The organism is Granulicella rosea (assembly GCF_900188085.1).
Lineage (GTDB): Bacteria > Acidobacteriota > Terriglobia > Terriglobales > Acidobacteriaceae > Edaphobacter > Edaphobacter rosea.
In genome coordinates, this window is sequence record NZ_FZOU01000002.1 from 307,634 (window position 1) to 333,734 (window position 26,101).

General features: G+C 62.6%; 27 protein-coding genes. 17 read left to right on the top strand and 10 right to left on the bottom strand.

The features are described 5' to 3' along the window. Positions 1–71: 71 nt before the first annotated feature. Together CHB87_RS07335 and CHB87_RS07340 are read right to left on the bottom strand one after the other, a co-directional pair. Complete coding sequence (locus tag CHB87_RS07335; protein WP_089407761.1) at positions 72–1,052, bottom strand: sigma-54-dependent transcriptional regulator; 981 nt, start codon at positions 1,050–1,052, stop codon at positions 72–74. A gap of 128 nt (positions 1,053–1,180) precedes the next feature. Beyond that, a complete protein-coding gene (locus CHB87_RS07340) occupies positions 1,181–1,606 on the bottom strand; it encodes a BrxA/BrxB family bacilliredoxin (protein WP_089407762.1) in 426 nt (141 codons plus the stop codon). Between the two features lie 99 nt (positions 1,607–1,705). On the opposite strand from CHB87_RS07340, the gene CHB87_RS07345 reads away from it, so the two are divergent. Beyond that, positions 1,706–2,749 carry a UDP-N-acetylmuramate dehydrogenase gene (locus tag CHB87_RS07345; protein WP_089407763.1) on the top strand — a complete coding sequence of 348 codons (1,044 nt, stop codon included), beginning with the start codon at positions 1,706–1,708 and terminating at the stop codon, positions 2,747–2,749. A gap of 22 nt (positions 2,750–2,771) precedes the next feature. Here the strand turns inward: CHB87_RS07345 and CHB87_RS07350 are convergent, their stop codons facing one another. From CHB87_RS07350 to modA, 3 genes are read right to left on the bottom strand one after another with little or no spacing between them, the layout of a single operon-like run. After that, a complete protein-coding gene (locus CHB87_RS07350) occupies positions 2,772–3,551 on the bottom strand; it encodes an ATP-binding cassette domain-containing protein (RefSeq protein WP_245817870.1) in 780 nt (259 codons plus the stop codon). Further along, the gene (modB, locus tag CHB87_RS07355; protein ID WP_089407765.1) at positions 3,535–4,206 is read right to left on the bottom strand and encodes a molybdate ABC transporter permease subunit; all 672 of its coding nucleotides are present in this window, start codon (positions 4,204–4,206) and stop codon (positions 3,535–3,537) included. Before modB ends, CHB87_RS07350 begins: the two co-directional genes overlap by 17 nt. 9 nt (positions 4,207–4,215) lie before the next feature. Next, positions 4,216–4,989: a molybdate ABC transporter substrate-binding protein gene (modA, locus tag CHB87_RS07360; RefSeq protein ID WP_245817871.1), complete on the bottom strand. Its 774-nt coding sequence runs from the start codon at positions 4,987–4,989 to the stop codon at positions 4,216–4,218. A 23-nt stretch (positions 4,990–5,012) separates the two neighbouring features. Here modA and thrC point away from each other — a divergent pair, with 23 nt between their 5' ends. The 6 genes from thrC to CHB87_RS07390 all read left to right on the top strand — a co-directional run bounded on the left by thrC (position 5,013) and on the right by CHB87_RS07390 (position 11,015). Next, positions 5,013–6,419, top strand: a complete 1,407-nt coding sequence (thrC, locus tag CHB87_RS07365; RefSeq protein WP_483866699.1) for a threonine synthase — start codon at positions 5,013–5,015, stop codon at positions 6,417–6,419. Beyond that, positions 6,416–7,318, top strand: a complete 903-nt coding sequence (gene thrB, locus CHB87_RS07370; RefSeq protein ID WP_089407768.1) for a homoserine kinase — start codon at positions 6,416–6,418, stop codon at positions 7,316–7,318. The genes thrC and thrB overlap by 4 nt, the downstream gene beginning before the upstream one ends. A gap of 252 nt (positions 7,319–7,570) precedes the next feature. Then, positions 7,571–7,903, top strand: coding sequence for a thioredoxin (trxA, locus tag CHB87_RS07375; protein ID WP_089407769.1), 333 nt, complete (start codon positions 7,571–7,573; stop codon positions 7,901–7,903). Between the two features lie 91 nt (positions 7,904–7,994). Beyond that, positions 7,995–9,389 (top strand): hemolysin family protein, encoded by a 1,395-nt coding sequence (locus tag CHB87_RS07380; RefSeq protein WP_089407770.1) that lies wholly within the window; start codon positions 7,995–7,997, stop codon positions 9,387–9,389. Then, positions 9,386–10,330, top strand: coding sequence for an ABC transporter permease (locus CHB87_RS07385; protein ID WP_089407771.1), 945 nt, complete (start codon positions 9,386–9,388; stop codon positions 10,328–10,330). The genes CHB87_RS07380 and CHB87_RS07385 overlap by 4 nt, the downstream gene beginning before the upstream one ends. 25 nt (positions 10,331–10,355) lie before the next feature. After that, entirely contained in the window at positions 10,356–11,015 is a 660-nt protein-coding gene (locus CHB87_RS07390) for a hypothetical protein (RefSeq protein ID WP_089407772.1), read from the top strand. Between the two features lie 83 nt (positions 11,016–11,098). Here the strand turns inward: CHB87_RS07390 and CHB87_RS07395 are convergent, their stop codons facing one another. Continuing rightward, positions 11,099–11,563 (bottom strand): metallophosphoesterase family protein, encoded by a 465-nt coding sequence (locus CHB87_RS07395; protein ID WP_089407773.1) that lies wholly within the window; start codon positions 11,561–11,563, stop codon positions 11,099–11,101. Between the two features lie 2 nt (positions 11,564–11,565). Further along, positions 11,566–12,420, bottom strand: a complete 855-nt coding sequence (locus CHB87_RS07400; RefSeq protein WP_089407774.1) for an ABC transporter permease — start codon at positions 12,418–12,420, stop codon at positions 11,566–11,568. A 125-nt stretch (positions 12,421–12,545) separates the two neighbouring features. Between CHB87_RS07400 and rfbF the strand changes: the two genes are divergently transcribed. From rfbF to CHB87_RS07415, 3 genes are all read left to right on the top strand, one after another. Beyond that, entirely contained in the window at positions 12,546–13,316 is a 771-nt protein-coding gene (gene rfbF, locus CHB87_RS07405; protein ID WP_089407775.1) for a glucose-1-phosphate cytidylyltransferase, read from the top strand. Further along, positions 13,301–14,374: a CDP-glucose 4,6-dehydratase gene (rfbG, locus tag CHB87_RS07410; protein WP_089407776.1), complete on the top strand. Its 1,074-nt coding sequence runs from the start codon at positions 13,301–13,303 to the stop codon at positions 14,372–14,374. Before rfbF ends, rfbG begins: the two co-directional genes overlap by 16 nt. A gap of 162 nt (positions 14,375–14,536) precedes the next feature. Continuing rightward, on the top strand, positions 14,537–18,166 hold the full coding sequence (locus tag CHB87_RS07415; RefSeq protein ID WP_142988258.1) for an alpha-amylase family protein: 3,630 nt from the start codon (positions 14,537–14,539) through the stop codon (positions 18,164–18,166). Positions 18,167–18,228: 62 nt separating this feature from the next. Here CHB87_RS07415 and CHB87_RS07420 read toward each other — a convergent pair whose 3' ends face one another. Then, positions 18,229–19,329, bottom strand: coding sequence for a two-component system sensor histidine kinase NtrB (locus CHB87_RS07420; protein ID WP_089407777.1), 1,101 nt, complete (start codon positions 19,327–19,329; stop codon positions 18,229–18,231). 105 nt (positions 19,330–19,434) lie between these two features. Between CHB87_RS07420 and CHB87_RS07425 the strand changes: the two genes are divergently transcribed. The 3 genes from CHB87_RS07425 (at position 19,435) to CHB87_RS07435 (ending at position 21,999) form a co-directional block, all read left to right on the top strand. Then, positions 19,435–20,211 carry a HipA family kinase gene (locus CHB87_RS07425; protein WP_089407778.1) on the top strand — a complete coding sequence of 259 codons (777 nt, stop codon included), beginning with the start codon at positions 19,435–19,437 and terminating at the stop codon, positions 20,209–20,211. After that, positions 20,189–20,587: a DUF3037 domain-containing protein gene (locus CHB87_RS07430; protein WP_089407779.1), complete on the top strand. Its 399-nt coding sequence runs from the start codon at positions 20,189–20,191 to the stop codon at positions 20,585–20,587. Before CHB87_RS07425 ends, CHB87_RS07430 begins: the two co-directional genes overlap by 23 nt. Before the next feature lie 218 nt (positions 20,588–20,805). Next, positions 20,806–21,999 (top strand): tyrosine-type recombinase/integrase, encoded by a 1,194-nt coding sequence (locus CHB87_RS07435; protein ID WP_089407780.1) that lies wholly within the window; start codon positions 20,806–20,808, stop codon positions 21,997–21,999. Here the strand turns inward: CHB87_RS07435 and CHB87_RS22855 are convergent. Continuing rightward, positions 21,996–22,223, bottom strand: a complete 228-nt coding sequence (locus CHB87_RS22855) for a helix-turn-helix domain-containing protein (RefSeq protein WP_089407781.1) — start codon at positions 22,221–22,223, stop codon at positions 21,996–21,998. The genes CHB87_RS07435 and CHB87_RS22855 overlap by 4 nt on opposite strands. Continuing rightward, on the bottom strand, positions 22,220–23,659 hold the full coding sequence (locus CHB87_RS07445; RefSeq protein WP_089407782.1) for a hypothetical protein: 1,440 nt from the start codon (positions 23,657–23,659) through the stop codon (positions 22,220–22,222). The genes CHB87_RS22855 and CHB87_RS07445 overlap by 4 nt, the downstream gene beginning before the upstream one ends. Positions 23,660–23,931: 272 nt before the next feature. Here CHB87_RS07445 and CHB87_RS21840 point away from each other — a divergent pair, with 272 nt between their 5' ends. The 4 genes from CHB87_RS21840 to CHB87_RS07465 all read left to right on the top strand — a co-directional run bounded on the left by CHB87_RS21840 (position 23,932) and on the right by CHB87_RS07465 (position 26,079). Next, positions 23,932–24,150, top strand: coding sequence for a hypothetical protein (locus CHB87_RS21840; RefSeq protein WP_142988259.1), 219 nt, complete (start codon positions 23,932–23,934; stop codon positions 24,148–24,150). 400 nt (positions 24,151–24,550) lie between these two features. Continuing rightward, entirely contained in the window at positions 24,551–24,961 is a 411-nt protein-coding gene (locus CHB87_RS07450) for a hypothetical protein (RefSeq protein WP_089407783.1), read from the top strand. After that, positions 24,958–25,209, top strand: a complete 252-nt coding sequence (locus CHB87_RS07455; protein ID WP_089407784.1) for a hypothetical protein — start codon at positions 24,958–24,960, stop codon at positions 25,207–25,209. Before CHB87_RS07450 ends, CHB87_RS07455 begins: the two co-directional genes overlap by 4 nt. 444 nt (positions 25,210–25,653) lie before the next feature. Next, positions 25,654–26,079 carry an HK97-gp10 family putative phage morphogenesis protein gene (locus CHB87_RS07465; RefSeq protein ID WP_089407786.1) on the top strand — a complete coding sequence of 142 codons (426 nt, stop codon included), beginning with the start codon at positions 25,654–25,656 and terminating at the stop codon, positions 26,077–26,079. Positions 26,080–26,101 lie beyond the last annotated feature (22 nt).

Below are 26,101 nucleotides of genomic sequence, written 5' to 3' on the forward strand. Positions count from 1 at the left end.
CACAACGCAAACGACAAAACGAGAGGCAGACGACGAGACAAGAACATGCCCCAGTCTACCGCCTCCGTGGGCTACGACGCCGCGTCCAGCATCCGGTAGAGCGTCGAACGGCTGATCCCCAGCAGCTCGGCCGCGCGCACCTTGTTGCCCGCGCAGCGCGAGAGCACATCCACTACATGCCGCCGCAGCACATCCTCCAGCCGCTCGACCGCCGGCGACGCGGCGAGTTCGAGGCCGGCCTGAATCCGCTCCTCGCGCTGGGCCAGCTCGGGCAGATGCTGCACCAGTACCGCGCCTGCTCCGTCGCCGCCTTCGCGCGCCGCGGTGAAGAGCGCCTGCTCGACGACCTCGCGCAACTCTTCGAAGTTCCCCGGCCACGCATGCGCCATCATCCGGTCGATGGCGTCTTCGGCGATGTGGCTGATTTCCCGGCCCTTGCCTGAGTCCTGATAGCGTTTCAGCAGCGCCGCACACGAAGCCTGCAGATCCTCGGTCCGTTCTCGGAGCGGCGTCAGCCGAATCTCCACCACCGAGATTCGCCCGTAGAGATCCTGCCGAAACTGCCCGGTCGAGGTCAGCGTGCGCAGGTCGCTCAGACTCGATGCAATCACCCGCGTCTCCGCCGTGCGCGCCTTCACCATGCCGTCGAGCTTCTGCAGCCGGACCAGCATCTGCGCCTGCAGGGGCAGGGGCAGGCGCTCGATCTCCTGGATAAACAGCGTGCCGCGCTGCGCGGACTCCATCAGATCCTTGTATTCGTCCCCGGCGCTCATCCACTCCAGCGCAGGACAGAGCACGAACGGCCCGGCCGCAACGGGACTGAGCGAGTGCAGCCGCCGCGCCGCAGCCTCCCGGCCCGTGCCGCGTTCGCCGATCAGCAGGGCAGTGCGGAAGTAGGGCGCCAGCCGTTGAAGCTGAGAGCGCAACCGCTGGACGGCCAGCCCGTCGCCAAGCAGGGCCAGATCCTTCCAATCCTCGCGAACCGCCGCGGCGCGGGCGGATTCGGGGAAGACAATATCGCTGGGTACGGGGATGGATAAGAGGTTCGCCATGGGCCTGTCACTTACATCGGCAGAGAGCCGCTAGCAGTTGAAGGTCCAAACCGAAATTCCCGCGCAAAAAGAGAAGGGCGGAGGCCCGTTTGAGCCTCCGCCACGGAGCATTCTTTGTTTACCGTAATTTACGCGGTAGTCTTCGTGCAGTAGGTGTCGAAGGCGCGCGCCAGCTCCTGCGCGATCGCCGGCGCGGTCGAGGTCTCGATCGCCGAGCGCTGCATCAGGTAGACCAACTGGCCGTCGCGCAGAATCGCAATCGCCGGCGAGGTGGGCGGATGACCCGCAAAGTAGCCGCGCGCACGCTCGGTGGCCTCACGATCCTGACCCGCGAACACCGTGACCGCATGATCCGGCTTGGTGGTGTGCTGCATCGCCAGACGCACGCCCGGACGCATCTTGCCCGCCGCGCAGCCGCAGATCGAGTTCACCACCAGCATCGTCGTACCCGGCTGTGCGATGGCGGTATCGACCTCCGCCGCCGTGCGAGCTTCCTTCACACCGGCGCGACCAAGCTCCTCGCGCATCGGAATCACCATAATCTCTGGATACATCGTGCTACCTCCTCGGCGCCGCAAAGCGCGGCCGTCCAACCGATTGTAACTGTTTCGCCAACATCGCGCCCAGTCGCCCTTCGCGTACTCTGGAACGAGATGCAGATCGAAGAACAAATTCCGCTGGCGCCCTATACGACGCTGCGCATTGGCGGCCCGGCACGCTTCTTCTGCCATGCCGCCACGCCCGAGGAGCTGCTCGACGCCGTCGCCTTCGCCCGGAAGCGCCATGTCGGCATCTTTGTGCTGGGCGGGGGCAGCAATCTGCTTGTCTCGGACGCGGGCTTCGACGGACTGGTCATTCATCTGCAGTTCAACGGTCCTATCGTCTTTATCCCGGATGGCGACGCCGTGCTGTGCGATGTCGACGCGGGTACGCCGTGGAACGACTTCGTCCAGGAGGTCTGCGCGGTCGGGCTGGGCGGTGTCGAGTGCCTCGCCGGAATCCCCGGACTGACCGGCGGCACGCCCGTCCAGAATGTCGGCGCCTACGGACAGGAGGTCGCGCAGACGATCGTGCGCGTGACGGTTCTCGACCTCGAAACCCTTCATTTTGAGGAGCTTGGCTCAGAACACTGCGGCTTCGCTTATCGCACGAGCATCTTCAACACCACGCATCGCGGCCGTTATATCGTCACCTCGGTGCGCTTCCGCCTGACTCCCGGCGCCCGGCCCAACCTGACCTATGCCGACCTGAAGCGCCACTTTGGCGACGATCAGCCGACGCTGGTTGAAACCTACGATGCCGTCCGCCAGATTCGCCGGTCCAAGGGCATGCTGCTAGTCGACGAAGAGCCGGACAGTCGCAGCGCTGGATCGTTCTTCAAGAATCCCGTCGTCCCTCTGGCTGCCTTGTCCGCGATCGCCGAGCGACTCAACATGACCGAGGAGGCGATCCCGAACTGGCCGGCAGGCGGGGGAAGGACGAAGCTGCCGGCAGCCTGGCTGCTCGACCAGGCTGGCTTCCACCGGGGGTACGAGATGGGGCATGCCGGCATCTCCAGCCGCCACACACTCGCACTCATCAACCGCACGGGGCTTGCGACATGCGCCGACATCTGCCAACTGCGCGACGCCATCGTCGCCGAGGTTGCTGCGCGATTCGGCATCCAGCTCGAACAGGAGCCGGTCTACCTGCGTTAAGCGTTCCTGTCTTTCTTGGTTGTCATCCTTGCAGAGGATCTGCTGTCCGTCCGAGCAAGCCCAGCAGCCGCTCCCGCTCCGCGGCCAGCACAATCTCCGCCGGACCAACGGCGACGATCCTTCCGTTCTCCATCCGCATCACCTCGGCGCCGGTGGCGAATACCTCGCCGATGTCGTGGGTCACCATCAGGATCGGAGCACCCTGTTTTGCCTGCCACTCCTTCAATCCGGCGATCAACTCGTCCCGCAGGACGCCGTCCATGCCGGTGAAGGGTTCGTCCAGCATCAACAGGCGACCGAAGCCGGCGGCGATAGCGCGCGCGATCGCCACGCGCTGACTCTCTCCGCCTGAGAGCTGACTTGGCATTTTGTAGAGCAGCGGCGAGATGCGGCAGAGCTCGACGACCGAGTCAAGAAGGGCAAAATGCTTATCCAACGACTGCCGGTTACGTTCTGGAGTCGGCATGCCATATTGAAGATTGAGAATCACGCTCCGGTTCGGAAACAAGGCAGGCCGTTGCGCGACCAGTCGTACCGCCCGAAGGTGCGGCGGAATCATGATGCGCCGTGAGGTGTCCGTGAGGACGACCTTCTGCTCGCCGTAGCGCAGGGCGACCCGGCCAGTGTTCGGCGCCGCCAACCCGGCGATCATACGCAGAATCGTGCTCTTGCCTGCGCCGGAGGGTGCGAACAGGACCGTCCACGGCTTGGTCAGCTCGAAGCGCACGTCGAGCGAGAGTGGCCCTGTCCGGTGGCTAAGTTCGACCTCATGGTGAAAGCTCGTTTCAGGAGCCTGACTCAACGCCCCTCCAGCCTCGTCGCGTGTAGATTGCCAGTAATGCGACGACCGAAAACGCCACGAGCACCAGCGCCGTCCGGCTGGCATCCGCGTACTGCGCGTCCTGCACCTGGTCGAAGATCGCGACCGACAGCGTCCGCGTTCGGCCGGGAATATTGCCGCCCAGCATCAGCACCACGCCGAACTCGCCGACCGTGTGGGTGAAGCTGAGCACCGCGGCGGTCACCAGCGCAGGACGCGACATCGGCAGCACGACGTCGAAGAACGAACGCAGCGGCGACGCGCCCAGCATGCTCGCCGCTTCGACATACTCCCGGCCGATCGACTGAAATCCAGCAACCAGCGGCTGCACAGCGAAGGGAAGCGAGTACAGAATCGACCCCAGCAGCAGCCCCGCAAAACTGAACGCCAGCGAATGCCCCAGCATGCGGGTGACGGCTCGACCGACCGGCGTCAGCGGTCCCAATCCCACCAGCAGGTAGAAGCCGATCACCGTCGGCGGTAAAACCAGCGGCAGCGCCACCACCGCCTGCACCAGCGCCCGCGCTACGCCGGAGCCCGAGGCGATCCACCAGGCCAGCGGCAGCGCCACGGCCAGCAGCACGACCGTCGTCGTCCCCGCCAGCCGCAACGTCAACCAGAGCGCCTCAGTATCCATCTCGGCAGTCTACTTCACCGGCGAGATCCCGAAATCCTTCAGCCGGCCCTGCACCTTGTCGGAAAGCACCCAATCCAGAAACAGCTTCGCATCCGCCGCATGGTCCGAGCCCTTCACGACCACGGCGCACTGCCGGATCTCCGGGTAGACGAACGGCATGAGCACGAACTGGCCCACCTGCCTGTAATGCTCCGAACTCGCGAGCGTGAGCGAGATGAGCCCCACCTGCGCGTTGCCCGACTCGACGAACTGCCCGGTCTGGGCGACGTTCTCCGCCACCACCAGCTTCGGCTTTACGGCGTCGTAGATCTTCAGCTTCTCAAGCGCCGCGACGGCCGCACGGCCATACGGCGCATGCTCGGCGTTGGCGATTGCCACGGTCTTGATACGTGGGTCCGTCAGCAGTTCGACATGCAGCGGAGCGATGCCCAGGTCCTTCCGGGCCCAGAGCACGAGCGTGCCCTTCGCGTAGGCCACCGGCGCAGCCTCCGCCTTGCCCGCCGCGACGACCTTCTCCGGAAAGGTAAAGTCCGCTCCAAGGAACACATCGAACGGCGCGCCGTTCACAATCTGCGTCGCCAGCGTGCCGGACGAACCGAGCGAGACCACCAGCTTGATGCCCGTCTCCTTCTCGAACTCCTGCGCGAAGATCAGCATCACCGGCTGCAGGTCGGCCGCCGCCGCCACCCGCACGACGCGGGAATTCTGCGCCTGCATGGCAAAAGGGAACAAAATACCGAGACAAAGCGCAAGGAACGACGGCAGGAGCTTGGGTGGTCGCATGAAGTTACGGTACCCTAGAAGAGATCATGATCGCCACACATCAGCTTCGATGCACCGATTGCAATACCGAGATCTCCGGCGACGCCGTTAGCGCAAACTTCCGCTGCCCGCTCTGCTCCGGCCTCTACGAGGTCGTCTACCCGTGGAGTGCGTCCACCAAGACCGGCGAGCCGGCGAACAAGACGCTGCTGCCGAACCCCAGCGCACTGCGCTACCTCTGGACCGAGCGCCGGTCGTCGACGCTCGCCGAAGACCAGTCCGGCGTGTGGCGCTTCCGCAACCTGCTGCCCATCGTGCAGGACAAGAACATCACCACGCTGCGCGAGGGCAATACGCCGCTCTACGATCTGCCGCGCTGCGCCAAGGCTCTTGGCCTGCACTGGCTGCTGGCCAAGCACCAGGGCATGAATCCGACCGGCTCGTTCAAGGACACCGGCATGACCGCCGCGCTCTCGGTCGCGGTCGAACGCGGCTTTGAGTGGGTCGCCTGTGCGTCGACCGGCAACACCTCCGCCGCGATGGCTGCGTATGCCGCGCGCGCCGGCCTGCGCTCGATCGTCTTCATCCCCGAGGGCAAGATCGCCTGGGGCAAGCTCTCGCAGTCGATGGACTACGGCGCGCTGACCGTGCAGCTCAAGACGGACTTCGACGGTTGCGTCCGGCTTGTCAACGAACTCGTCAAGGCCCACCCGATCTACCTGCTCAACTCCGTGAACCCGTACCGGCTCGAAGGCCAAAAGACGCCCGCCTTCGAGATGGTCGAGCAGATGGACTGGCAGGTGCCCGAACATGTCATCGTCCCCGGCGGCAACCTCGCCAACTCCGCCGCGCTCGCCAAGGGCTTCGCGGAGATGAAGCTGCTCGGCCTCATCCCGCGCGTGCCGAAGATCAGCATCATCCAGGCGCAGGGAGCCAACCCGCTCTACCTGTCCATGCAGGCCAACGGCGGCAGGGAACTCATCCCCGTCGTCGCCGAGACCCGCGCCTCCGCCATCCGTATCGGCCATCCCGCGTCGTTCGGCAAGGCCGTGCGCGCGCTGGCGACTCACGGCGGCTGGTGCGAGGAGGTCTCCGAGCAGGAGATTGCGCTCGCGAAGGCGCAGATCGGCGCCGAGGGCGTGGGCTGCGAACCCGCCTCCGCCGTCACGCTGGCCGGGTTGAAGAAGCTGGTTGCGCAGGGCAAGGTCGGGCCGGAGGAGCGCGTCGTGCTCATCCTCACCGGCCACACGCTCAAGGATTCGGACTACACGATCCACTATCACAAGGGCGACCTGCTGACCGCCGAAGAAAAGGCAGCGATCTCGCCCGCGGACGCGGAGCTGAACTCGCTGCTCCAGAAGCCGCCGATCGTACTCGAAGCCAACCGCGACGTCGTGCTGCGTACGCTCGACGAGCACATGGCTCGCACCCTGCAGGTTCAGCCCGCATGAGCCGGTACCACCTCCGCATCCCGGCAACGTCGGCCAACCTCGGCCCAGGTTTCGATGCACTCGGACTCGCCATGGGGCTCTACCTTGACATCGAGGCGGAGCCCGCAGCGGAGTTCGTCATCGAGGCGACGGGTCGCGACGCCGAACTCTGCGCGAAACTCGATCGCAACCTCATCCTCACCACCTACCATCATCTGCTGGGTCTGAAGCATAGGCCGATCGTGAAGCTGCGTCTCATCCTGCGCAACGAGATCCCGCTTGGCATGGGCTGCGGATCAAGCGCGGCAGCGCTGCTGGCGGGGGTGCTGCTGGCGAATCATTACGGCCAGCTTCGCATGACCGGGCAGCAGATTCTCGAAGAAGCCTGCCGCCGCGAAGGCCACCCGGACAACGTCGCCGCCGCCTGGCTGGGTGGCATGACCGCCTCCGCCATGACCGGAACTCACGTGATTGCAACGGCTTGCGGTGAAAACCTGACGTGGAAGCTATTGATCGCCATGCCGAAGGCCTCGCTCGCGACCGAGAAGGCGCGTGCGTTGCTGCCGGAGAGCTACAGCCGCGCCGATGCCGTCGCCAATGTGCAATCGACCGCGCTCCTGGTGGCTGCCTTCGCGCTCGACCGGCCGGAGCTGCTGCGTACCGCCATGCAGGATCGTATCCACCAGCCGTATCGCATGGCCGCCTGTCCGCTGCTGCCGAAGCTGCTGCCGATGCACCGCGCCAAAGGCGTTTATGGCGTGGCGCTGAGCGGCGCCGGTCCGTCGGTGCTGGTCATCGCGGATCCATCCGCGTCCACTGAGGCGCTGGTCGCCTCGATGCGGGAGCTATCCGGCGACGCCGCGCTGGAGGTGGTGGAGACCCAGGTCTCTGCCGGTGGAGCAGGCTTTTCCGGGTTCTAGCCGCGCTGTTCGGGTAACATTACTAAAGATACCTTTACAGCGGATAACGAAACACTTAGGGTTACGACGTGGGCAGTTCTGGGGAGGGCTGCTTCGCCGCCCGTTGACCTCGTTCGCGAGGTCCGGGCGTTTACTCTTTAAGTGGCAGGCCCGTTCCGATCGCAAGACCCGATTGAATCGTCAGCCGCGCGTTTGCATCTACTAAATGACACATGACGCTGGCGGGTTCTAACGCAGCGGGAGGAATGAAAGATGGCTGGACAGTTTGTAACCGAAGTGAACGATGGCAACTTTGAGAAGGATGTTCTGCAGTCGGAGCAGCCCGTCCTGGTGGACTTCTGGGCGGCCTGGTGCGGTCCTTGTCGCGCGCTCGCTCCGGTCGTCGACGAGGTCGCAACGCAGTACAACGGCCAGTTGAAGGTCATGAAGATGGACGTCGACAAGAATAGCGCGACGCCCTCGCGTTACGGCATCCGCGGCATTCCCGCGCTTCTGATCTTTAAGGACGGCAAGGTTGCGGACCAGATCGTCGGATTCGTTCCCAAGGATACGATCGACAAGTCCATCACGAAGATCCTCGCGTAACTTCAGATTGCAGCAAGGCCCGGCTCGCCCATCGCGGAGAGCCGGGCCTTTTGCTTTTCGCCAATAGCGTCGCAACTGCTAGCATCGAAACATGCTCGAATGGATGCTGATCCGGGGAACCATGGTGGCCTTTTTCATTCTGGCCAACAGCTTCTTCGTTGCGGCGGAGTTCGCCCTCGTCAGCATTCGCGAGACCCGCATCGAGCAGCTCATCGCAGCCGGACGACCAGGCGCGCGTACGGTTCTGCAACTCAAACACACGATGGACGATTTCCTGCCCGCCGTGCAGTTCGGCGTCACGCTGGCGGCGCTGGCGCTTGGATGGGTTGGCGAGCCGGCGATCGCGGAGATCCTGCTTACCGCCGCCTCGGGCATCCTGCACATGCTGCCGCCGCACGCAAGCGTCTATGCGAATGCCATTGCGATTGCGCTCGCGTTCGCGATCATCACGTACTTCGAGGTTCTTCTGGGCGAGCTGGTGCCGAAGTCGCTGGCGCTGCAACGTGCTGAACGCATTGCACTTGCGGTCGCCGGGCCCATGGAGGTCTTCATTCGCATGACGCGACCGGCGGTCCGGCTGATGAACGGCTCGGCGGCGCTGGTGCTCAAGGTCTTCCGCGCGCCGCTCTCGGGCGAGGGTGGAGCCGTCCACTCGCCGGAGGAGCTGAAGCTGATCGCCACGGCCACGCGTCGCATGGGGCTTCTGCCGGTCTTCCAGGAGGAGATCATTCACCGGGCGATCGAGCTGAACCATGTGGTCGTGCGCGAGATCATGACGCCGCGCGGCAAGATCTTCTCGCTCCCGGCCGACATGCCGGTCGAGCGGGCGAGCGCGCGCATCGTCGACGAGCAGCACTCGCGCGTGCCGGTCTACGACCCCGTGGAGGGAACCGAGCACATTGTCGGCATCGTCTACTCGAAGGACATCTCGCGCCTGATGCACTTCCGTTCCACCGCATTGGCGCTTGGCGCGACCGGGCCTTCCGGCCTGACGCTGCGGCAGGTGATGCGTGACGTCATCTTCGTTCCGGAGACGAAGCTGGCCGTGGAACTGCTGCAGGACTTCCAGGAGCGCCGCCGCCAGATCGCCGTCGTCGTGGATGAGTTTGGCTCGACCGTCGGCCTCGTGACTGCGGAGGACGCGGTTGAGCAGGTCGTCGGCGAATTGAACGACGAGTTCGACATCGCCGCGCGCACCACGCCCTTCAGCAATGCGGGCGTAGCCTCGCTCGACGGCAGCACCAGCCTGCGCGACCTGAACACGCAGCTCCACTGGAGCTTTCCGCGCGAGCCCGGCATCGAGACGCTCGCCGGGTTCATGCTCGCCGAGCTGGGTCATATTCCGACAGCGGGAGAAAGCGTCACGCACGCCGGACGCCGGTACACCGTGGCCGAGATGGACGGCCGCCGCATCGCGCGCGTGCGCGTCGAGGTCGTCGCGCCGCCGCTGCCGACCGAGGACGACGGGCTGGAGGCCTCCGCGTGAGGCCTTTTCTCGCGACCTTCAAGCGGCTCGCCCTCGCGTTGCCGGTACTCTGGGTGGTCATCTCGGTCGTCTTCCTGCTGATCCATCTGGTGCCGGGAGACCCGGTCGCGCAGATGCTCGGCGAGGGCGCCACGGCGGCGGACCTCTCCACGCTGCGGCACGCGAACGGGTTGGACGCGCCGCTGCCGACGCAGTACGCGCGGTACTTGCGCGGAGTCGTCCACGCCGATCTTGGGCAGTCGCTGCGGCTGCACGATTCGGTGATGCACCTGATTCTGCAGCGCTACCCTTACACGTTGTCGCTGTCGCTGGCGGCGTTGCTGCTGGGCGTGGCGGTGGCGGCTCCGGCGGGCATCTGGTCGGCGCTGCGTCGAGGCGGCTGGCAGGATCGCACGGTTGGCGTGGTCTCGCTGGTCGGGCTGTCGTTTCCGAACTTCGCGCTGGGGCCGATCCTGATCGTGGTCTTTTCGATTGGCCTCGGCTGGCTGCCGGTCTCGGGCGCCGGGAATCGGGGTACCGTGCAGGATTTTCTGCTGCATCTCATCCTGCCCGCAGTCACGCTCGGCAGCGGGCTAGCGGCGATCCTGACGCGCATGGTCCGGACGGCGATGCTCGAGGAACTGAGCCAGGACTACATCCGCACCGCGCGCGCCAAGGGGCTGACCGAGCGCCAGGTCGTCTACCGGCATGCGCTGCGCAACGCGCTGGTCCCGGTGCTGACGGTGATCGGGCTGCAGTTCGGCTCGCTGCTCGCCGGCGCCATTGTCACGGAGACGATCTTCAGCCTGCCGGGCATCGGCCGTTTGACTCTTTCCGCCATCTCGAATCGCGATTATGCTCTGGTACAGGGCTGCATCCTCGCCATTGGGCTCACGTATGTCGCGGTCAACATGCTCACCGATATCGCCTATACCCTGGCTAACCCACGCATGCGCTCGTGAAGCCACCGAGGAGACACCTGAACCGATGAACAAATGCCTCCGCCTGCTCCCGCTTCTTGCAGCGCTGCCGTCCTTCGCGCAGGATCTGCAGATTCCCAGGATCACGCCGCACATCACGCTGCCGGCGCCGACGCCCGCGCCCAGGGAGCCGACCAATCCGCCGGCGCGTGACGTACGCGATCCTCGCGCCGGTATCCAGTTTCATCTCCCGGCTGGTTGGAACACCTCGCGCACGGACGGCGAACTGAGCACCTTCCGGACCGACGCTCGCACTGCGCCCGCCGCGACGCGGTTCAGCATGGTCGCTGCGCTTGGCTTCAACCCTTATCCGTCTTCGACCTTCGCCAGCGCGCTGGTCTACGTCAGCACGACGCCGCGCGTCACGCCCGAGGCATGCGCCGCGCAGGCCACCGCCGCGCCCGCACAGCCGGCGCCGAAGACCATGGTCGCCGGTCAGCCCTTCGACCGCGGACACGACGAGTACGGCAAGATCTGCACCGAGGCGCGCGACGATATCTTCACCGCCATGCACGCCGGGACGTGCGTCCGCTTCGACCTTGCCATCAACACCTTCTGCGGCGGAGAGGTGAGTGGCGCACGGGACATGACCGAGAGGGAACTAGAAAACATCCATCTGAGGATGGAGTCGATTCTTGCTACGGTGAAGTTTGCCGGGTCGAAGTGATGCTCCCAGTGGCAAAGACCAAAGCAGATCCTCCGCTGCGCGAAGGCTGATAATCGATGCTGGCCGCCCAAGGGGCATTTGCTTCAGAGATCGGGCAGCACCTTTACGATTCGCGCGCGCAGGCCGGCGGGTTCGCTTTCGACGATGGCTATCGTTACCGGCAGCCGGAACCGTCTCGGCCCTGCGCTGCCGGGATTGAGGTAGAGCACCGAACCGCGTATCTCAAGCTCCGGCTTATGCGAGTGCCCGCTCACGACTACGTCGATCCCGCCTGCGACCGGGTCGACATCCAGGTCGCGGACGGAGTGTACGAGGTAGAAGACCCGGCCGTCGAGTTCGACGACCTCGGTCGGGGGCAGCTCCGCGCAGGGGCCGTAGGTGTCGACGTTGCCCGAAATCGCTGTCACGGGAGCGATCCCACGCAGGGTGTCGAGGATCTTCGGGTCGCCGACGTCGCCCGCGTGCAGGATGTGGTCGACGCCAGCCAGCGCCGCCAGCGCCTCCGGGCGCAGCAGGCCGTGCGTGTCCGAGATGACGCCGATACGCACCGTTACAGCCCCGCCGAAAGCCGCGTGCGCGGGTCGAGCAGATCGCGCAGCGCGTCGCCGATGAAGTTGAACGAAAGCACGCACAACATGACTGCAACTGCTGGGAAAAAGACGAGATGCGGGGACTCGAACAGGTGAGACCGGCCGTCGTTCAGCATCGATCCCCAGGACGCCGCGGGTGCCGCGATGCCAAGGCCCAGAAAGCTGAGCGTCGCCTCCGCCAGCACCGCGCCGGCCATGCCGATCGCCGCCTGCACGATCAGCGGCTGCAGGATATTGGGCAGGATGTGCCGGCCCAGAATCCGCGCGTCGGAGGCGCCGAGCGCACGCGCCGCCTCGACGAACTCGCGCCCTTTCACGGTCATCACCTGCGCCCGGACCAGACGCGCATAGCCCACCCAGCCCGAGATCGCAAGCGCCAGGATCAGGTTGAACAGCCCCGGCCCGAGGAAGGCGACGAAGGCGATGGCCAGCAGGATGCCAGGCAGCGCGAGGAAGGCGTTGCTGAGGTAGTCGTTCACGATGGCGTCGGTGATGCCGCCGTAGAAGCCCGCCAGACCGCCAGCGACGACGCCGATCGCGAGCGACAGAGCCACGACCGAGATCGCCACCGTCAGCGAGATGCGCGCCCCGTAGAGCGTGCGGGAGAGGATGTCGCGGCCAAGCTCGTCCGTGCCGAACCAGTGGCCGAGGCCGGGTCTCAGCAGGCGTCCGTCGAGGTTGAGCTGGTTCGGATCGTGCGGCGCGAGCCACGGCGCGAAGACCGCGCAGAGGACGAAGAACGCGAGCAACGCGATGCCAAGCGAGGCCAGGGGCTGGCTTCGGATCGTACGCGCGATGCTGGCTGAGTGGACCATCGATCTTCAGGATGGCGTATGCGGTCTGGTTGTGCAAGTCGTTGTTATGATGGTCCGAAGACAGAGGCAGAAGCAGATCCGCTGCGGGAATGGCAAAGAGAAGCAGGGACGAAGGAACATTGCGCATGAAGGCAGTCATTCTCGCCGGCGGCTACGGCACACGCATCGCCGAAGAGACCAGCCTGCGGCCCAAGCCGATGGTCGAGATCGGTGGACGGCCGATTCTGTGGCATATCCTCAAGATCTACTCGCAGCACGGCATCACCGACTTTGTCATCTGTTGTGGTTACAAGGGTTACGTCATCAAGGAGTTCTTCGCGAACTACTTTCTGCACACCGCCGACGTGACCTTCGACATGGTCGAGAACCGCATGACCGTGCATAACTCCGTCGCAGAGCCGTGGCGGGTGACGCTGGTCGACACGGGCGAGGCGACCGGCACGGGCGGCCGTCTGCGCCGCGTCGCCCATCACCTCAACCCCGGCGAGCCCTTCTGCATGACCTACGGGGACGGCGTCGCGGACGTCGACATCACCGCGACGATCGCCTTCCACAAGGCGCATGGCAAGGCCGCGACCCTGACGAGTGTGCAGCCCGCCGCGCGCTTCGGAGCGCTCGGCCTGAACGACACGCAGATCTACAGCTTTCGCGAGAAGCCGTCGGACGAGGGCGGTTGGGTGAACGGCGGCTTCTTCGTCCTGTCGCCCTCGGCCATCGACGCCGTCACGGACGACGCCCAGATGTTCGAGCAGCAGCCTATCGAGACGCTGGTCGCACAGGGCGAGGTACACGCGTTTTTCCACCGCGGATTCTGGCAGCCGATGGACACGCTCCGCGACAAGCAGCAGCTCGAGGCACTCTGGAGCAGCGGAAAGGCGCCATGGAAGGTCTGGTAACTGCATCCTTATGGCGCGGCCGCCGCGTCTTCGTGACCGGGCATACCGGCTTCAAGGGCGGTTGGCTGGCGCTGTATTTGACGCATCTGGGTGCGCAGGTTCGGGGGTATGCGCTCGATCCAGACACGACGCCGAATTTTTTCGACGCCGTTCAGCTTGGCGACCGCGTCGAAGATATTCGCGGGGATATCCGCGATGCGGCAAAGCTGGACGCCGCGATGCACAGCTTTCAGCCGGAGGTGATCTTTCACCTGGCCGCGCAGCCGCTGGTGCGTTTGTCTTATGCCGATCCGATCGGCACGTACGAGACGAATGTGATCGGTACGGCGCGCGTGCTGGACGCGGTCCGGCGGACGCCGTCGGTCCGGGCGGTCGTCTCGGTCACGACCGACAAGGTCTACGAGAACAGGGAATGGTCGTGGCCGTACCGCGAGACAGACCGGCTCGGCGGTTACGATCCATACTCGTCGTCGAAGGCGTGCGCGGAGCTCGTGACTGCCGCCTATCGATCTTCTTATTTTTCCAGTGGCGAGGTACGGATCGCTACGGCTCGTGCGGGCAACGTCATCGGCGGAGGAGACTGGTCGGACGACCGCCTGCTGCCGGACCTCGTGCGCGGCTTTCTGGCGGGCGAGCCGGTGAGAATTCGCCATCCTCACGCGGTGCGCCCGTGGCAGCACGTGCTGGAGCCGATCCACGGCTATCTGCTGCTGGCCGAGAGTCTTCTGGCGAGCAAGAAATGTGCCGCGGCTTACAACTTCGGGCCACCGGACGAAGATGCAAGACCAGTGGAGTGGATCGCCGCACACATGGCCGAGCTATGGGGCGACGGGGCGTCGTGGGTGCTCGATCCGGAGCCTGGCGTGCATGAGGCGGGGCGCCTGCGGCTGGACGCCAGCCTTGCCCGCAACGAACTTTCGTGGACTCCGCAACTTCGGCTCGCATCTGCGTTAGACTGGCTCGTCCAGTGGCGCCGGGCGCATGCCGCCGGGCAGCCAATGCAGCCGTTTTCACTGGATCAGATTGCAATGTATGAAGCGTTGGTGCAGCGGCTTTGAAGCCATCGCACAACACCCATTTTCGGGCGCGAGCATCTTTCCCAGCCCGCACGCTCTCCAACCAGCAAGGTAGTACTGTAATGTGGGCGACGATATTCTCAACCTGAATCCGCAGGCTGAGCGAGAATCGATTCAAGGCATATCAGCAAGAGGCGTCCAGGCATGGAATTTCATATCGCGCGGATCGTTCGGGAACGGTACAACGTCGACGGAGCACTGTTCAGCTATACCGGAAATGTAGTCTTCGGCAATCTGGCCGCGAGCCGTGCGCTCGCCGCCCGCATCCACGAGGTGCGCGAGCGAGAGGGCGCGTCCGCGTTGGAGTCGGAGCAGATCAACGCCGGCGCGCTCTTCGCGATGGGGTTGATCGATGAACTCAGCCACGCGCTGATGGCGCGCTATCGCGCGACGAAGGATCCGCAGGTGCTCTCGGCCGCGCTGGCGTGGTTCAGCGCGGAGGCCAACGCTGAAAAGGTCGGCGAGCTGCTCGCGACCTTCACCGCTCAGTTTCCGAACTCGGCGATCTACCAGGGCAAGCAGACGGTCGCCGAATGGCTGACCCAGACGGTCGAGGATCTGCCCAATCGCGAGGCGGCGGTCGAGGAGCTTTTGCTGCTCTGGCTGGCGAATATCAATCCGGCGTACAAGCCGTTCAAGGAGTTCTTCGACGACCGCGGGCTGAAGTCGCGGACCGTCTACGAGAAGATCACGCAACAGTTCGCGCCGTTTTTCGCGACGCGTCCGCTGGTGGACCCGGAGCAGGGAACGCTGCTGGACGTGTTGATCGCGCCGATGCTCGCATCGCCCGACTCGCTGACCGGCCAACTGGAGTTCATTCAGCAGCACTGGGCGGAGCACATCGGTGAGGAGCTGCGGCGCATCCTGCTCGCCATCGACGTGCTGAAGGAAGAGGACATCGCCATCTGGATGCGCTTTCACCCGTCGTCGAGGCATAAGCACCACGACTACGAAGACCCGAAGTGGGGCAGCGGCGGCTTCGAGGGCGATGAGTTCGTCGGCTTCGGGCCGGGCGGCAAGGGCGGGGTCTTCGGCCCGCCGACCGAAGCTCCCGTCAACGAGTACGAGGCCTTTAGCCCCGACCAGGCATGGATGCCGACCGTCGTGCTGATGGCGAAGAGCACCTACGTGTGGCTCGAGCAGCTCTCGAAGAAGTACCAGCGACACATCCATCGGCTCGACCAGATTCCGGACGAGGAGCTGCGCCTGCTGGCCAGCCGCGGGATCAACGGTCTGTGGCTGATCGGGCTCTGGGAGCGGTCGAACGCCTCGCAGACGATCAAGCGGCTGCGCGGCCAGCACGACGCCGTCGCCTCGGCCTACTCGCTGAAGGACTATCACATTGCGACCGACCTGGGCGGCGAGCATGCCTACGCCCATCTGCGCGACCGCTCCGCCGCGGCTGGCATCCGGCTCGCAAGCGATATGGTGCCGAACCACATGGGAATCGACTCCAACTGGCTGATCGAGCATCCGGAGTGGTTTCTCTCGCGCCCCGACAGCCCGTTTCCGTCCTACCGGTTCGACGGCCCGGACGTCTCGAGCGACCATCGCGTCGAGATCAAGATCGAGGACAAGTACTACGACCAGACCGACGCGGCCGTGGTCTTCCGCCGTCGCGACCGGCACTCGGGCCACACGGACTATGTCTACCACGGCAACGACGGCACCACCTTCGCATGGAACGACACCGCGCAACTGAATTACTCAAAGGCCGAGGTGCGCGAGGTGGTCATGCAGACCATCCTGCAGGTCGCGCGGCTGTTTCCGATCATCCGCTTCGACGCCGCGATGACGCTGGCGAAGAAACATGTGCAGCGCCTCTGGTTTCCGCTGCCGGGCGCCGGGGGAGCGATCCCGTCGCGCGCCGAATCCGCGATTCCGCAGGCCGAGTTCGACGCGCTGATGCCGAACGAGTTCTGGCGCGAAGTGGTCGACCGCGTCGCCGTGGAGGTGCCCGGCACGCTGCTGCTGGCCGAGGCGTTCTGGCTGCTGGAGGGCTACTTCGTCCGCACGCTGGGCATGCACCGCGTCTACAACTCCGCCTTCATGCATATGCTGCGGGATGAGGAGAACGCGAAGTATCGCTCGTATCTGAAGAAAACAATCGACTTCGACCCCGACATCCTGAAGCGGTACGTCAACTTCATGAGCAATCCGGACGAGCGGACGGCCATCGATCAGTTCGGCGACGGCGACAAATACTTCGGCGTGGCGACCATGCTCGCGACGATTCCGGGTCTGCCGATGTTCGGCCACGGGCAGATCGAGGGCTTCACCGAGAAATACGGCATGGAGTACAAACGCGCCCGCATGGACGAGTGGCCGAACGAGGGTCTCGCCGCCAGGCACCAGCGCGAGATCGCTCCGCTGCTCAAGAACCGCGCGCTCTTCGCCGAGTCGGTCAACTTCGCCATGTACGACTTCTGGGCCGGCTCGACGGTGGACGAAAACGTATTCGCCTACTCAAACCGCCTGGGGCATCAGCGCGCCATCGTGCTCTTCAACAATCGCTACGAGAGCACGCACGGCACGATTCACGGCTCGGTGGAGTATATGGACAAGGGCGCCGGCGCGCTGCGGACTCGTCAGCTTGCCGACGCGCTTGCCCTGCCGCACGAAGACTCGCGCATTCTTGCCTATCGCGATACGGTGACCAATCTCGAATATCTGCGGCGGCCGTCCGCCTTCCACGAGCATGGCCTGACCGTCAGCCTGCGCGGATACCAGTACGTCGTGCTGCAGGACTGGCGCGAGTTCACCTCGACCGCCGAGCAGCCGTGGGACGCTCTGTGCGACGCGCTGCGCGGGGAGGGCGTCCACGATCTGTGGGATGCGCTCACCACCATGCGGCTCCGCCCGCTGCATGAGTCTGTCCGTAAGCTCATCAGCCACGCGACGCTCTTCCACCTGAGCAGGTCTGCCGCGGAAGAGGCGGTGAAGCCGGTCGCGGCCGGGATCGAAGCGGCCGCCCAGGTCGATGCAAAGCCCGTTGCCGAGGATGCTGCGTCGGCGCCCGAGCCAGCCCAGGCCGCCGAAGCGGCCGATTCTGGGGTAGCGAACGATCTTGAGATGGTCACACGCGCGGCGACGGCCGTGCTCTCGATCAGCGATAAGCTGGGCGAACGTACCTCAAAGGCCGATCTAAAGGCCGACATGGAGGCGCTGGCTCTTCTGCCCGCCCACACGGCGGCGTTCACGGCGGCATGGCCGCCTGCGGCGCGCGCATTCTTTCCAACCGCCGCGACCCTCTACGATAACCGCGTTTGGGCTCCGGTGCTTGCGTGGAGTACGCTGCGGCGTCTGGCGTCGAAGCCAGCCGATGCGACCGCCGGATTCGACCGGTTGCGTTTACGGACGGTGCTGGCGGAGTGCTTCTCCGAACGCGGCCTGCATGGCGAAGATAGCTGGCGGGCCGCCGCGCGCGTCCGTCTGCTGCTCTCCGGCATGACGCCCATCTCGAAGGAATTCTGGCGCGATCCCGACGTTCGCTGGCTGGCCGGTGTGACCGAGTACAAATCGGTCACTTACTTCGCCAAGGAGTCGTTCGAGCAGTTGATCTGCTGGCTGCACCTGCCGGTCCTGCTGGTGGTGAAACCCGGCGGCGCCGAGATGCAGGGTATCTTCTCCATGCTGGAGAAGGTCTGGGCCATGGCGGCCGAGGCCGGTTACGAGGTGGACAAGTTCGACGCAGCCGTCCATGCAAAGCCCGTCCCGAGCGCACCGGGACCGGTTGCCGAACTCGAGCTCGAGGTCGCGAAGTCCAGTCGTTGAAACGCGTCATGGGGAGAGACGTTTGCCGGCCTTCGGGATGTCGTCGAATGGGGAAGAGGGCGTTACTCCGCCTCCGGGCCGGTATCGGAATGATCTCCCAGGTCGCCATCGATCGGCAGCAGCAGGGAAAAGGTGGTGCCCCGTTGCGCCGCTCGCTGGCTGGACCTCAACAGCAGGAGACCGCCGTGTTTTTCGACGATCTGCTTCGAGATCCATAGCCCCAATCCGGTTCCGTCGATGCCCTTGGTGGTGAAGAAGGCGCTGAAAAGCCGGGTGAGGGTATCGGCGGACATGCCCACCCCGTTGTCCGATACGGTGATGCGGATGCCCGGTCGGCCGGTGTGCCACAGTGTCGCCTTGCGTACGCGGATCGCCAGCTTGCCGCCGTCCGGCATGGCGTCGATGGCGTTGCCGACGAGGTTGTTCAGCACCTGGCGAATCTCGCCCTCGTAGCAGACGAAGTGGATCGATTCGCCCAGATCGGGCTGAATCCGGACTCGGTGGCGGCTCGCCTTGTCCTCGTAGATCAGGATCAGGCCGCGCAGCAGGTCGTCGGACCCGACGCGCGTGGGCTTATTCGACTTCTTGTTCACGCGCAATGTCTGGCGCGTGATCGCGGTGATCCGGTCGAGCTCTGTCCGCGCCATCTCCACGTAGCTGTTCGCCTCGGCCGTATCTTCGCTGCCGAGCGCGAGATAGAGCGCGTTCTGCGCCGTCTCCAGCGGATTGTTGATCTCATGCGCGATCACCGCCGAAAGCCGTCCCAGCGCAGCCAGCTTCTCGTTCGAGACCAGGCTGGCCGTCATGCGCTTCTGCAGCGTCGTATTCCGGGTGAAGAGGATGATGCCCATCGCCGTGGGCCGGACCTGCACATGAAACCAGAGATCGAGCGGCGGGGGATAGTAGGCCTCGATGTCGCCGGGCACTCCCTCATCCATCGCCTTGTAGTAGGCCGCGAGATAGGGCGAACCGGGATAGACGGCGTCCGGAAAGCAGGTCCAGAACTCGCGCCCGATCGGGCTGTAGCCGATCGGATTGGTGATCTCCAGAGCCGGCGCATTCATATATACGGTGATCCAGTCGCGGTTGATCACCATGATGGCGTCGGTGATTGCGGTCAGGATCTCCTGCAGCAACACCTTATCCTGGAATACATCGATCATGCAGCGGACTCCATGCCTCTTTCATCGGCCGAAGGGAAGGCTACGCCAAGTCTAAGCGATGCCGGGGCGCGCGTTCGTCTTTCCGCGCACAATTACACTGGACAGATGTTACGAACGATACGCGCGACACGCTACGTGCTTCCGCTGCGAGAGGGCGGCTCGTTGCCCGGTCTGATCGAGGCGGACGACGAGGGCATGTATGTGCTCAAATTTCGCGGCGCCGGGCAGGGCGCGCTGGCCCTGGTGGCCGAACTCGTCGCGGGCGAGATTGGCCGTGTGCTGGGCCTTGCCGTGCCGGAGCTGGTCTTCGTCGAGGTCGATCCGGCGCTGGGACGCAACGAGCCGGACGCCGAGATACGCCACCTGCTGAAGGCAAGCGCAGGCCTCAACCTCGCGCTCGACTACCTGCCCGGGTCGACGATGTTCGATCCCGCCGCGGGAGACGTCGCCGACGCGGCCACGGCCTCCACGGCGGTCTGGTTCGACGCATTCGTCCAGAACGTCGACCGGACCGCGCGGAACGCGAACCTGCTCGTCTGGCAGCGGCGTCTGTATTTCATCGATCACGGCGCGGCGTTATTCTTCCACCACAACTGGCCGACCGCCGGGTTGAAGGCCGCATCGGCCTTTCCTGAAAGCCAGCACCACGTCCTGCTGCGCTGGGCGAGCGCCATCGCCGAAGCAGGCGCCAGAGCGCGTCAGCTTCTGACGCCTGCGGTGCTGCATGAGATTCTGGAGGGTGTGCCGGACGATTGGCTCGTCGCCGAAGACGCCACCGCCGAAGACCGGCGAGCAGCTTATCTGGCATACCTGACCCAGCGGCTCGCCGCCGCAGGAACGTTCGAAGAGGAGGCCCAGCGTGCATACCAGCGCCTCCTATGACTACGCCGTCCTGCGCGTCGTGCCCAGGGTCGACCGGCAGGAGTTCGTCAACATCGGGGTGATCGTGCTCTGCCGCGAACGGCGATACCTCGCCGCCAGGATCCACGTCGACGAGGCCCGGCTGCGCGCCCTATGGCCTCAGCTCGACATCGACGCCGTACGCCGGCATGCCGACGCCGTGCTGCTCATCTGCGCCGGCGAGGATGCCGGCGGCCCGATCGCACGCCTCTCCCAGAGCGAACGCTTTCACTGGCTGACCTCACCCAGAAGCACAATCATGCAGACTTCGCCGGTCCACACCGGACTGTGTGTCGAGACGGGGGAGCTGTTGGAACGACTGTATCGGGGGCTGGTAGCTTTAATCGCGAGATTCTAAAAGACGGAATATGTGTTATCGGACATATTCATCGTCGAATATGGATATAAACAAAGAACCCTGCGATCAACGCAGGGCTTTGCAAAATTTATGGCGGAGAGACAGGGATTCGCCGAGTATCTCCACTTATGGGCATAACTTTGACAAATAGATCATTTAGTCATACGTTAGTCATACATTCGGGTCTGTAGCTCACGGGTGTGGTGGAGAGACTACGGATGATTTCGGCGAAGAAAACCGCCCTCGTTTGGTACTGCAAAACAGCTAAAGGCTGGAGAAGACTACCGGTTACGCTCGGTGCCAACAACAGGATTAAGCATGGCTACGTGACTCTCGACGGAGTGCTCACATACTGCCCTGAGGGACGCTACGAGATCCGTACCTACGTGGACCGCAAAGCCGTCTACAAGCCCGCTGGAACCAATGCGGCTGACGCTATGGCGGCGCGGGACCGTGAGGCGAACCTGGTAGCTGCCAAGGGATACGCAGAAGCAGCAGGTGTCAAAGTTGAGGAAGATCCTGGCCGCGTGGTCCTTCGGAAGGCTGCTCTGAGGTTTGAGAATGATGCCAAAGAACGCGGCGCGTTGGAGGCAGCCGAAGTCAATCGGAATGTGACAGATGAGTTCCTAGCAGTTACGGGCAGAACGTATGCGGATGAAGTCACCCGAGACGACGTGTTCAAGTTTTACCGGGCGCTGAAGAATCGGGGCTGTGGCAGCCGGACCGTGAGCAACAAACACAAACGGCTCCGCAGCTTCTTCCGGTTCTGCAAACTAGACTACAGCGAGATCCTGCCCCCGACCCCCAAGTATGACGCGACCGTTCCCAATACATACGGAGCCGACGACAGAGGCGACATTCTCAAGGTGGCAGACCTCTATATGCGCTTGGTCATCGAACTCGGGATGATGTGCGGTCTCCGCGATCAGGAGATTCAACATCTCGAATGGGGAGACATCCGCTGGGACGATTCAACACTGAGGGTCACCAGCAAGCCTCACTGGAACTTCAAAATCAAGGACTCGGAAGAACGAGACATCCCGATTCCCTCTGTTCTCTTGGCGCACCTGAAGGAACGCAAGGCAGAATTTCCAGACGGCCGGCTGGTGGTCCCCACGGCCGCAGGCAAGCCCAACGGCAAGCTGCTCCGTTCCCTCAAACGGTTGGCAAAGGCCAAAGGATTGAATTGCGGACTCTGCAAAGGCTGCCAGTCTTCCCTCGCCGAATGCCAGCAGTGGACATTACACAAGTTGCGGCGAACATACGGAACTACGCTGCTCCGCTCGGGCTTGGACCTGAGCACGGTTCAGAAGTTCATGGGGCATTCTGACCTCGCCTCCACCATGCGCTATTTGCAGCCTGCGACCTCCGCAGCATCGCAGGCTGCTATCAACGCCATCCATTGGGGCTAGGCGACTGCCCTGTCCTCCAACCAGTCAGCCGTCGCCTGAGGATCGAATCTGACTGCTCCACCTACGCGGTAGCTGGGCATCCTTCCTTGTTTGGCCAGCCTGTATATATGTTTCTTGCTCAAGCTAAGGAGTTCCGCGAGATTCTCCGCTGTCCATGCCGAACGTCGGCAACGGATGTGAGAAACGATATTTCCTTCCTGTTTACCCTCAAGAGCCACGATCACAGGGACACCCCCGCATTGTTCTTGCGGATGTCTGAGTGAGAGACAAACGTGGTTTCACGCATCGTCTTGAGTTTCTCGAAGAATTTGTCTGCCCCACGCTTCGACAGTCCAGAGACTTCGATGGCCTGCCCCTTGGTCTTGCCTTGGACGAGTGCCCGAATGATTGCTTTGCCCGATTCGGACAGCTTGCCCCATTCGGAGTCAGGATCATTTAGCTGGCTCATCATCCTCTCAATGCGCCTGTCAGGTGCGTTCCAATCCTCCCGGTCACGGTTTGCGATCTCCCGCTCAACGTCAATCCAATAGAGCACCCCTGGCTCTCTCTCTTCCGTCTCGGCTTCATCGTTGTCAAACTCGTCATTGCTGACACGCGATTCCAAATTGTGTGTTTCGTGAAACTCGGTGACCCGCTCTGGGAAGAACCACCTCTTCCAGAGCATCTTTATCCAGCTAGACAGGTTGCGCTCGGGGTCGCAATGTTGGCCTTTCTTCAGCCGGTCTGCAACATCAATAACGAAGTCTCCAAGGATGTCATCAGGCTCAAGGTCCGTCTCATAGCGCTTTAGCAAGTTCTCACAGTCGGAGTATCGACCGGCAAGAGGAGCAAAGGCATACAAGGCAGCTTGCAGGTTCCCGATCTCTGCCTCGGGATCAATGACGTAAGCCCGGTAGACCTGTTCCAAGGTGTGCTTATCGACCTTGTTGGTGGCCTTCAGGGACATCTTCTTGTAATCCGTGACGGCATCTCGGGACTGAAGACGGATGGCATCTGTGAGCCATACACTGACCTCAGGTGCGGTCTCTCGATAGTCCTCAGACTCAACCCTAGCTGTAGTTGCCACGGGGGCAGGCTGGTCCGCTATGGACTCCCAATGACCGTCATCCTCGGTAGTCTTGATCCAAATCTTCTCGCCATAGACAAAGCCCTTCCACGGACTCCACTTCCAAGACGCTAGGGCAGCGCGGGCTTCCCTGGCATTCTCCATGTCGACGGCTTCGGCTTCATCCGTGGCACGCTGGTACGCGATCTCATCAAAGGACTCAGACTGACGTGCAATAGCGAGTTGCTCAGGTGTGAGTCCGAAGCGGCCACTAAGAACCGCAAGGATGAATTTCTCGGCTGGTTCCTTGCTCTTCCAGTCACGGCGAGGGCTGACCTCATTGCGGTTGCCGTCGAAGTCGTGCGTCCTCGACTTTCCTTCCATCCCATAGGCAGACAGGGTCGTCGTGATTATGGCTTTGACCGTCTCAGTTTTGGCTTGCAGGCGGGCAGCAGTCGCAACTTTTTTGGCTTTCCAAGTCGTTACCTGAGGGCTGGTCTCTGCACTTTGAGGCGCAAGAATCCACTCATCGACGGGCTGGCCGTCTTTGTTAATGGTGTGAAGTGGTTGAGGGTTAAGTTCGTTTTGGTCTGGTCCGATAGCTGAAAAAGGCACAAATCTCCAAGAGCCCGAGAGGCTCAAAGAGTCGATTTATGGATTTTTCCCGCTCATGCCCGGGCCGGCTCTCCCGAAACTGACAACCCCGACATTGGGTGTCGTTCCGGCTGGGGATGAATCTTTTGGGGACCGCTGTCCCCTTCTCTGCCCCTTCAGCTACCCCACGTCTGTCATAAATCCGCGTGGGTTCCGATTCTCACGGCCAAGTAACATCCTGTCCCCGAAGGGCAGACACCGGCTTTCATCAAGCCTTACACTTAGGAGAACACATGAATACCCTTGCGTCAAGAGAAATCTTGAAGTATTATGCGTTTCTTGTGAAAAGGCTGTCAAACGGCCCTGTTAAAGAGATTAGGAAAGCAAATGCTGTGAGGGGGACACTTCTCATGGCTGTCGGGATGCTTGCACACTCTGCAAGCGTCTCAAGTCTCTGCCTGATAAACAGAGCACATGTCACGTTCTTGAGGGTGACAGAATCCAGCCGGTAACGGTTGGCGGGTGTGGCTAGGTTCCAAGTTTAAAACCTCGTCCTGGGCTCGATAGACCAATCAACCTTGTGACAGCGAGGTTGTCAAACAAGCCGGGCGCTACTTGGCTCCATGCTCAAGATTTTTTGAGAGTTGGCGGAAGATAGGTTAACTATAGCTCCGTCTCAAGATAAGTAACACCTCGATAAGATCGCTAGAGCTTTATAGAAACAGTCTGTTCACAGGCTGTATATATGGGCGCGATTCACATAAAACACCGAGATAGAAAATATCTTTGAGTATTTGTGAAAAGCCTGTCAAACAGACCTGTTAAAGAGACTAGAGGGGACATGTTGCCTTTCTCCGATAGCGGGGTGTGCCCTGGTCCGGTACACCCCACCTTTACAGAAAGCGAGTCCTGATGATTTCCCTTCCCCAGATTGAATTGAACGTTGTCCGTGCATACATCCAGCACGTACAGGCCCGATTCCCTGCCGGTCATTACCTGAATGATCGTTATGTTCAGATTCTCAAGATTCGAGAGTGGCAACTCCGACGGAGACTCCTAAATGAAACCGGCACCCTGGCCGACCTTGAGCCTCTGAATACGGGGCACAGAGAGGCAGAACGCTTCCTGTTCGATGTCGACAAGGGCAGCCGCAAGGATGTCATTAGAGAGATCAACGACATTCTGCAACTCATCGCCATGGAGTTCTTCGCAGAGATCACCACCATCGAAGCACAACACCCGCACTTGGGGCAGGAGTTCGCCCGCGAACAAGAGGCCTACCGCTTGATGTGGAACAGCTATGTAGAAGAGGCAGAAGCATGAAGTTTGAAGAACCAGCACTAAGTCACAATGCCAAGCGCCTATTCTGGATCGTGGTTCGCATCGCCACTGACAGAGGAACGGAAAGCGTCAGCATCAGAGACCAAGAGGTTGCCAGTCGCGCTGGCTTCCCATTGAAGTATCTCAAGGACGCACAGCTTGAACTCAAGACCGCAGACCTCTTAACCATTCGGCAGGGCGGTACGCGGGCAACGTATGAACTCATTCCGGTAGATCCCTCACCCATTTAGACATGCGTAGACGCCCTTCCTGTGCGTCTATGAGCAGGGCTGCACACTCTGCAACAGTTGGCCGCGATCCTTCTGTTGCTGCTGTGCAGTCCGACTGACGATGGATGGTGACGCACAACTGCTCCCATCCATCACTCACCTTGCACACTCTGCAAGACACATTGCCAGCGGCCCCTACACCGCTGGCATGGGCACGGCTTCAGCAGACGCTCAGTAACTCAGCAAAGTGAATGAAGCTTCCCTCCTAGCCGTGCCCTAAAAAGATTGCTGATGGCCACGCACCCATCAGCAGTAACCGGTTGGCCTCACTCCCTTTAGACTCCAACCTAAGGTGTGCCAACCTCATGGCGTCGTGGTGCGTCGAGCCATCGCTCCGCACCCGGACCCTCACCCTTTGACCTCCAATGGCCCACAACTCCCTATGCAGCATGAAAGCCCACACACATGGAAGTGACATGCACCGTCAACCTCAACGGTATCGCTGAGAAGCTCCAAGAACTAGGTCCAAAACTCGCGCGCAGAGCCCTACGCAAGGCTGTAGCAGCCTCAGGTGACATGTGGGTTGATGAGATGAAGTCTCGCGTACCTGTAGACACTGGTGGCCTCAGAGACTCTATCAAGGCCAAAGTGAGCTCAAGAGGTGGCAAGAACTCTGCCTCTGCCAAGGTAAGCGTTGGCCCTACCTACGACACAAAGACCGCAAAGAAGAATGGTGCACCTTCCCAGCAGCCTGGCGTCTACGGAATGTTCGTTGAGTTCGGGACCAAAGACGCCAAAGCCACACCGTTCATGCGTCCGACCTTTGACGCGACTACAGACAAGGCAGTTGAGATCTTCGCCAACGTGATACGCGAAGACCTGGGCCTCTAACTGTAAAGAGTTTGGGTCAAAC

Coding starts and splice junctions, on each gene's coding strand:
- thrB (WP_089407768.1), top strand. CDS start 6,416: ATGAGCCGGTACCACCTCCGCATCCCGGCAACGTCGGCCAACCTCGGC.
- CHB87_RS07435 (WP_089407780.1), top strand. CDS start 20,806: ATGATTTCGGCGAAGAAAACCGCCCTCGTTTGGTACTGCAAAACAGCT.
- CHB87_RS07380 (WP_089407770.1), top strand. CDS start 7,995: ATGCTCGAATGGATGCTGATCCGGGGAACCATGGTGGCCTTTTTCATT.
- CHB87_RS21840 (WP_142988259.1), top strand. CDS start 23,932: ATGAATACCCTTGCGTCAAGAGAAATCTTGAAGTATTATGCGTTTCTT.
- rfbF (WP_089407775.1), top strand. CDS start 12,546: ATGAAGGCAGTCATTCTCGCCGGCGGCTACGGCACACGCATCGCCGAA.
- CHB87_RS07425 (WP_089407778.1), top strand. CDS start 19,435: ATGTTACGAACGATACGCGCGACACGCTACGTGCTTCCGCTGCGAGAG.
- CHB87_RS07450 (WP_089407783.1), top strand. CDS start 24,551: ATGATTTCCCTTCCCCAGATTGAATTGAACGTTGTCCGTGCATACATC.
- trxA (WP_089407769.1), top strand. CDS start 7,571: ATGGCTGGACAGTTTGTAACCGAAGTGAACGATGGCAACTTTGAGAAG.
- CHB87_RS07415 (WP_142988258.1), top strand. CDS start 14,537: ATGGAATTTCATATCGCGCGGATCGTTCGGGAACGGTACAACGTCGAC.
- rfbG (WP_089407776.1), top strand. CDS start 13,301: ATGGAAGGTCTGGTAACTGCATCCTTATGGCGCGGCCGCCGCGTCTTC.
- CHB87_RS07335 (WP_089407761.1), bottom strand. CDS start 1,052: ATGGCGAACCTCTTATCCATCCCCGTACCCAGCGATATTGTCTTCCCC.
- CHB87_RS07345 (WP_089407763.1), top strand. CDS start 1,706: ATGCAGATCGAAGAACAAATTCCGCTGGCGCCCTATACGACGCTGCGC.
- CHB87_RS07455 (WP_089407784.1), top strand. CDS start 24,958: ATGAAGTTTGAAGAACCAGCACTAAGTCACAATGCCAAGCGCCTATTC.
- CHB87_RS07465 (WP_089407786.1), top strand. CDS start 25,654: ATGGAAGTGACATGCACCGTCAACCTCAACGGTATCGCTGAGAAGCTC.
- modA (WP_245817871.1), bottom strand. CDS start 4,989: ATGCGACCACCCAAGCTCCTGCCGTCGTTCCTTGCGCTTTGTCTCGGT.
- CHB87_RS07390 (WP_089407772.1), top strand. CDS start 10,356: ATGAACAAATGCCTCCGCCTGCTCCCGCTTCTTGCAGCGCTGCCGTCC.
- CHB87_RS07400 (WP_089407774.1), bottom strand. CDS start 12,420: ATGGTCCACTCAGCCAGCATCGCGCGTACGATCCGAAGCCAGCCCCTG.
- CHB87_RS07420 (WP_089407777.1), bottom strand. CDS start 19,329: ATGATCGATGTATTCCAGGATAAGGTGTTGCTGCAGGAGATCCTGACC.
- modB (WP_089407765.1), bottom strand. CDS start 4,206: ATGGATACTGAGGCGCTCTGGTTGACGTTGCGGCTGGCGGGGACGACG.
- CHB87_RS07340 (WP_089407762.1), bottom strand. CDS start 1,606: ATGTATCCAGAGATTATGGTGATTCCGATGCGCGAGGAGCTTGGTCGC.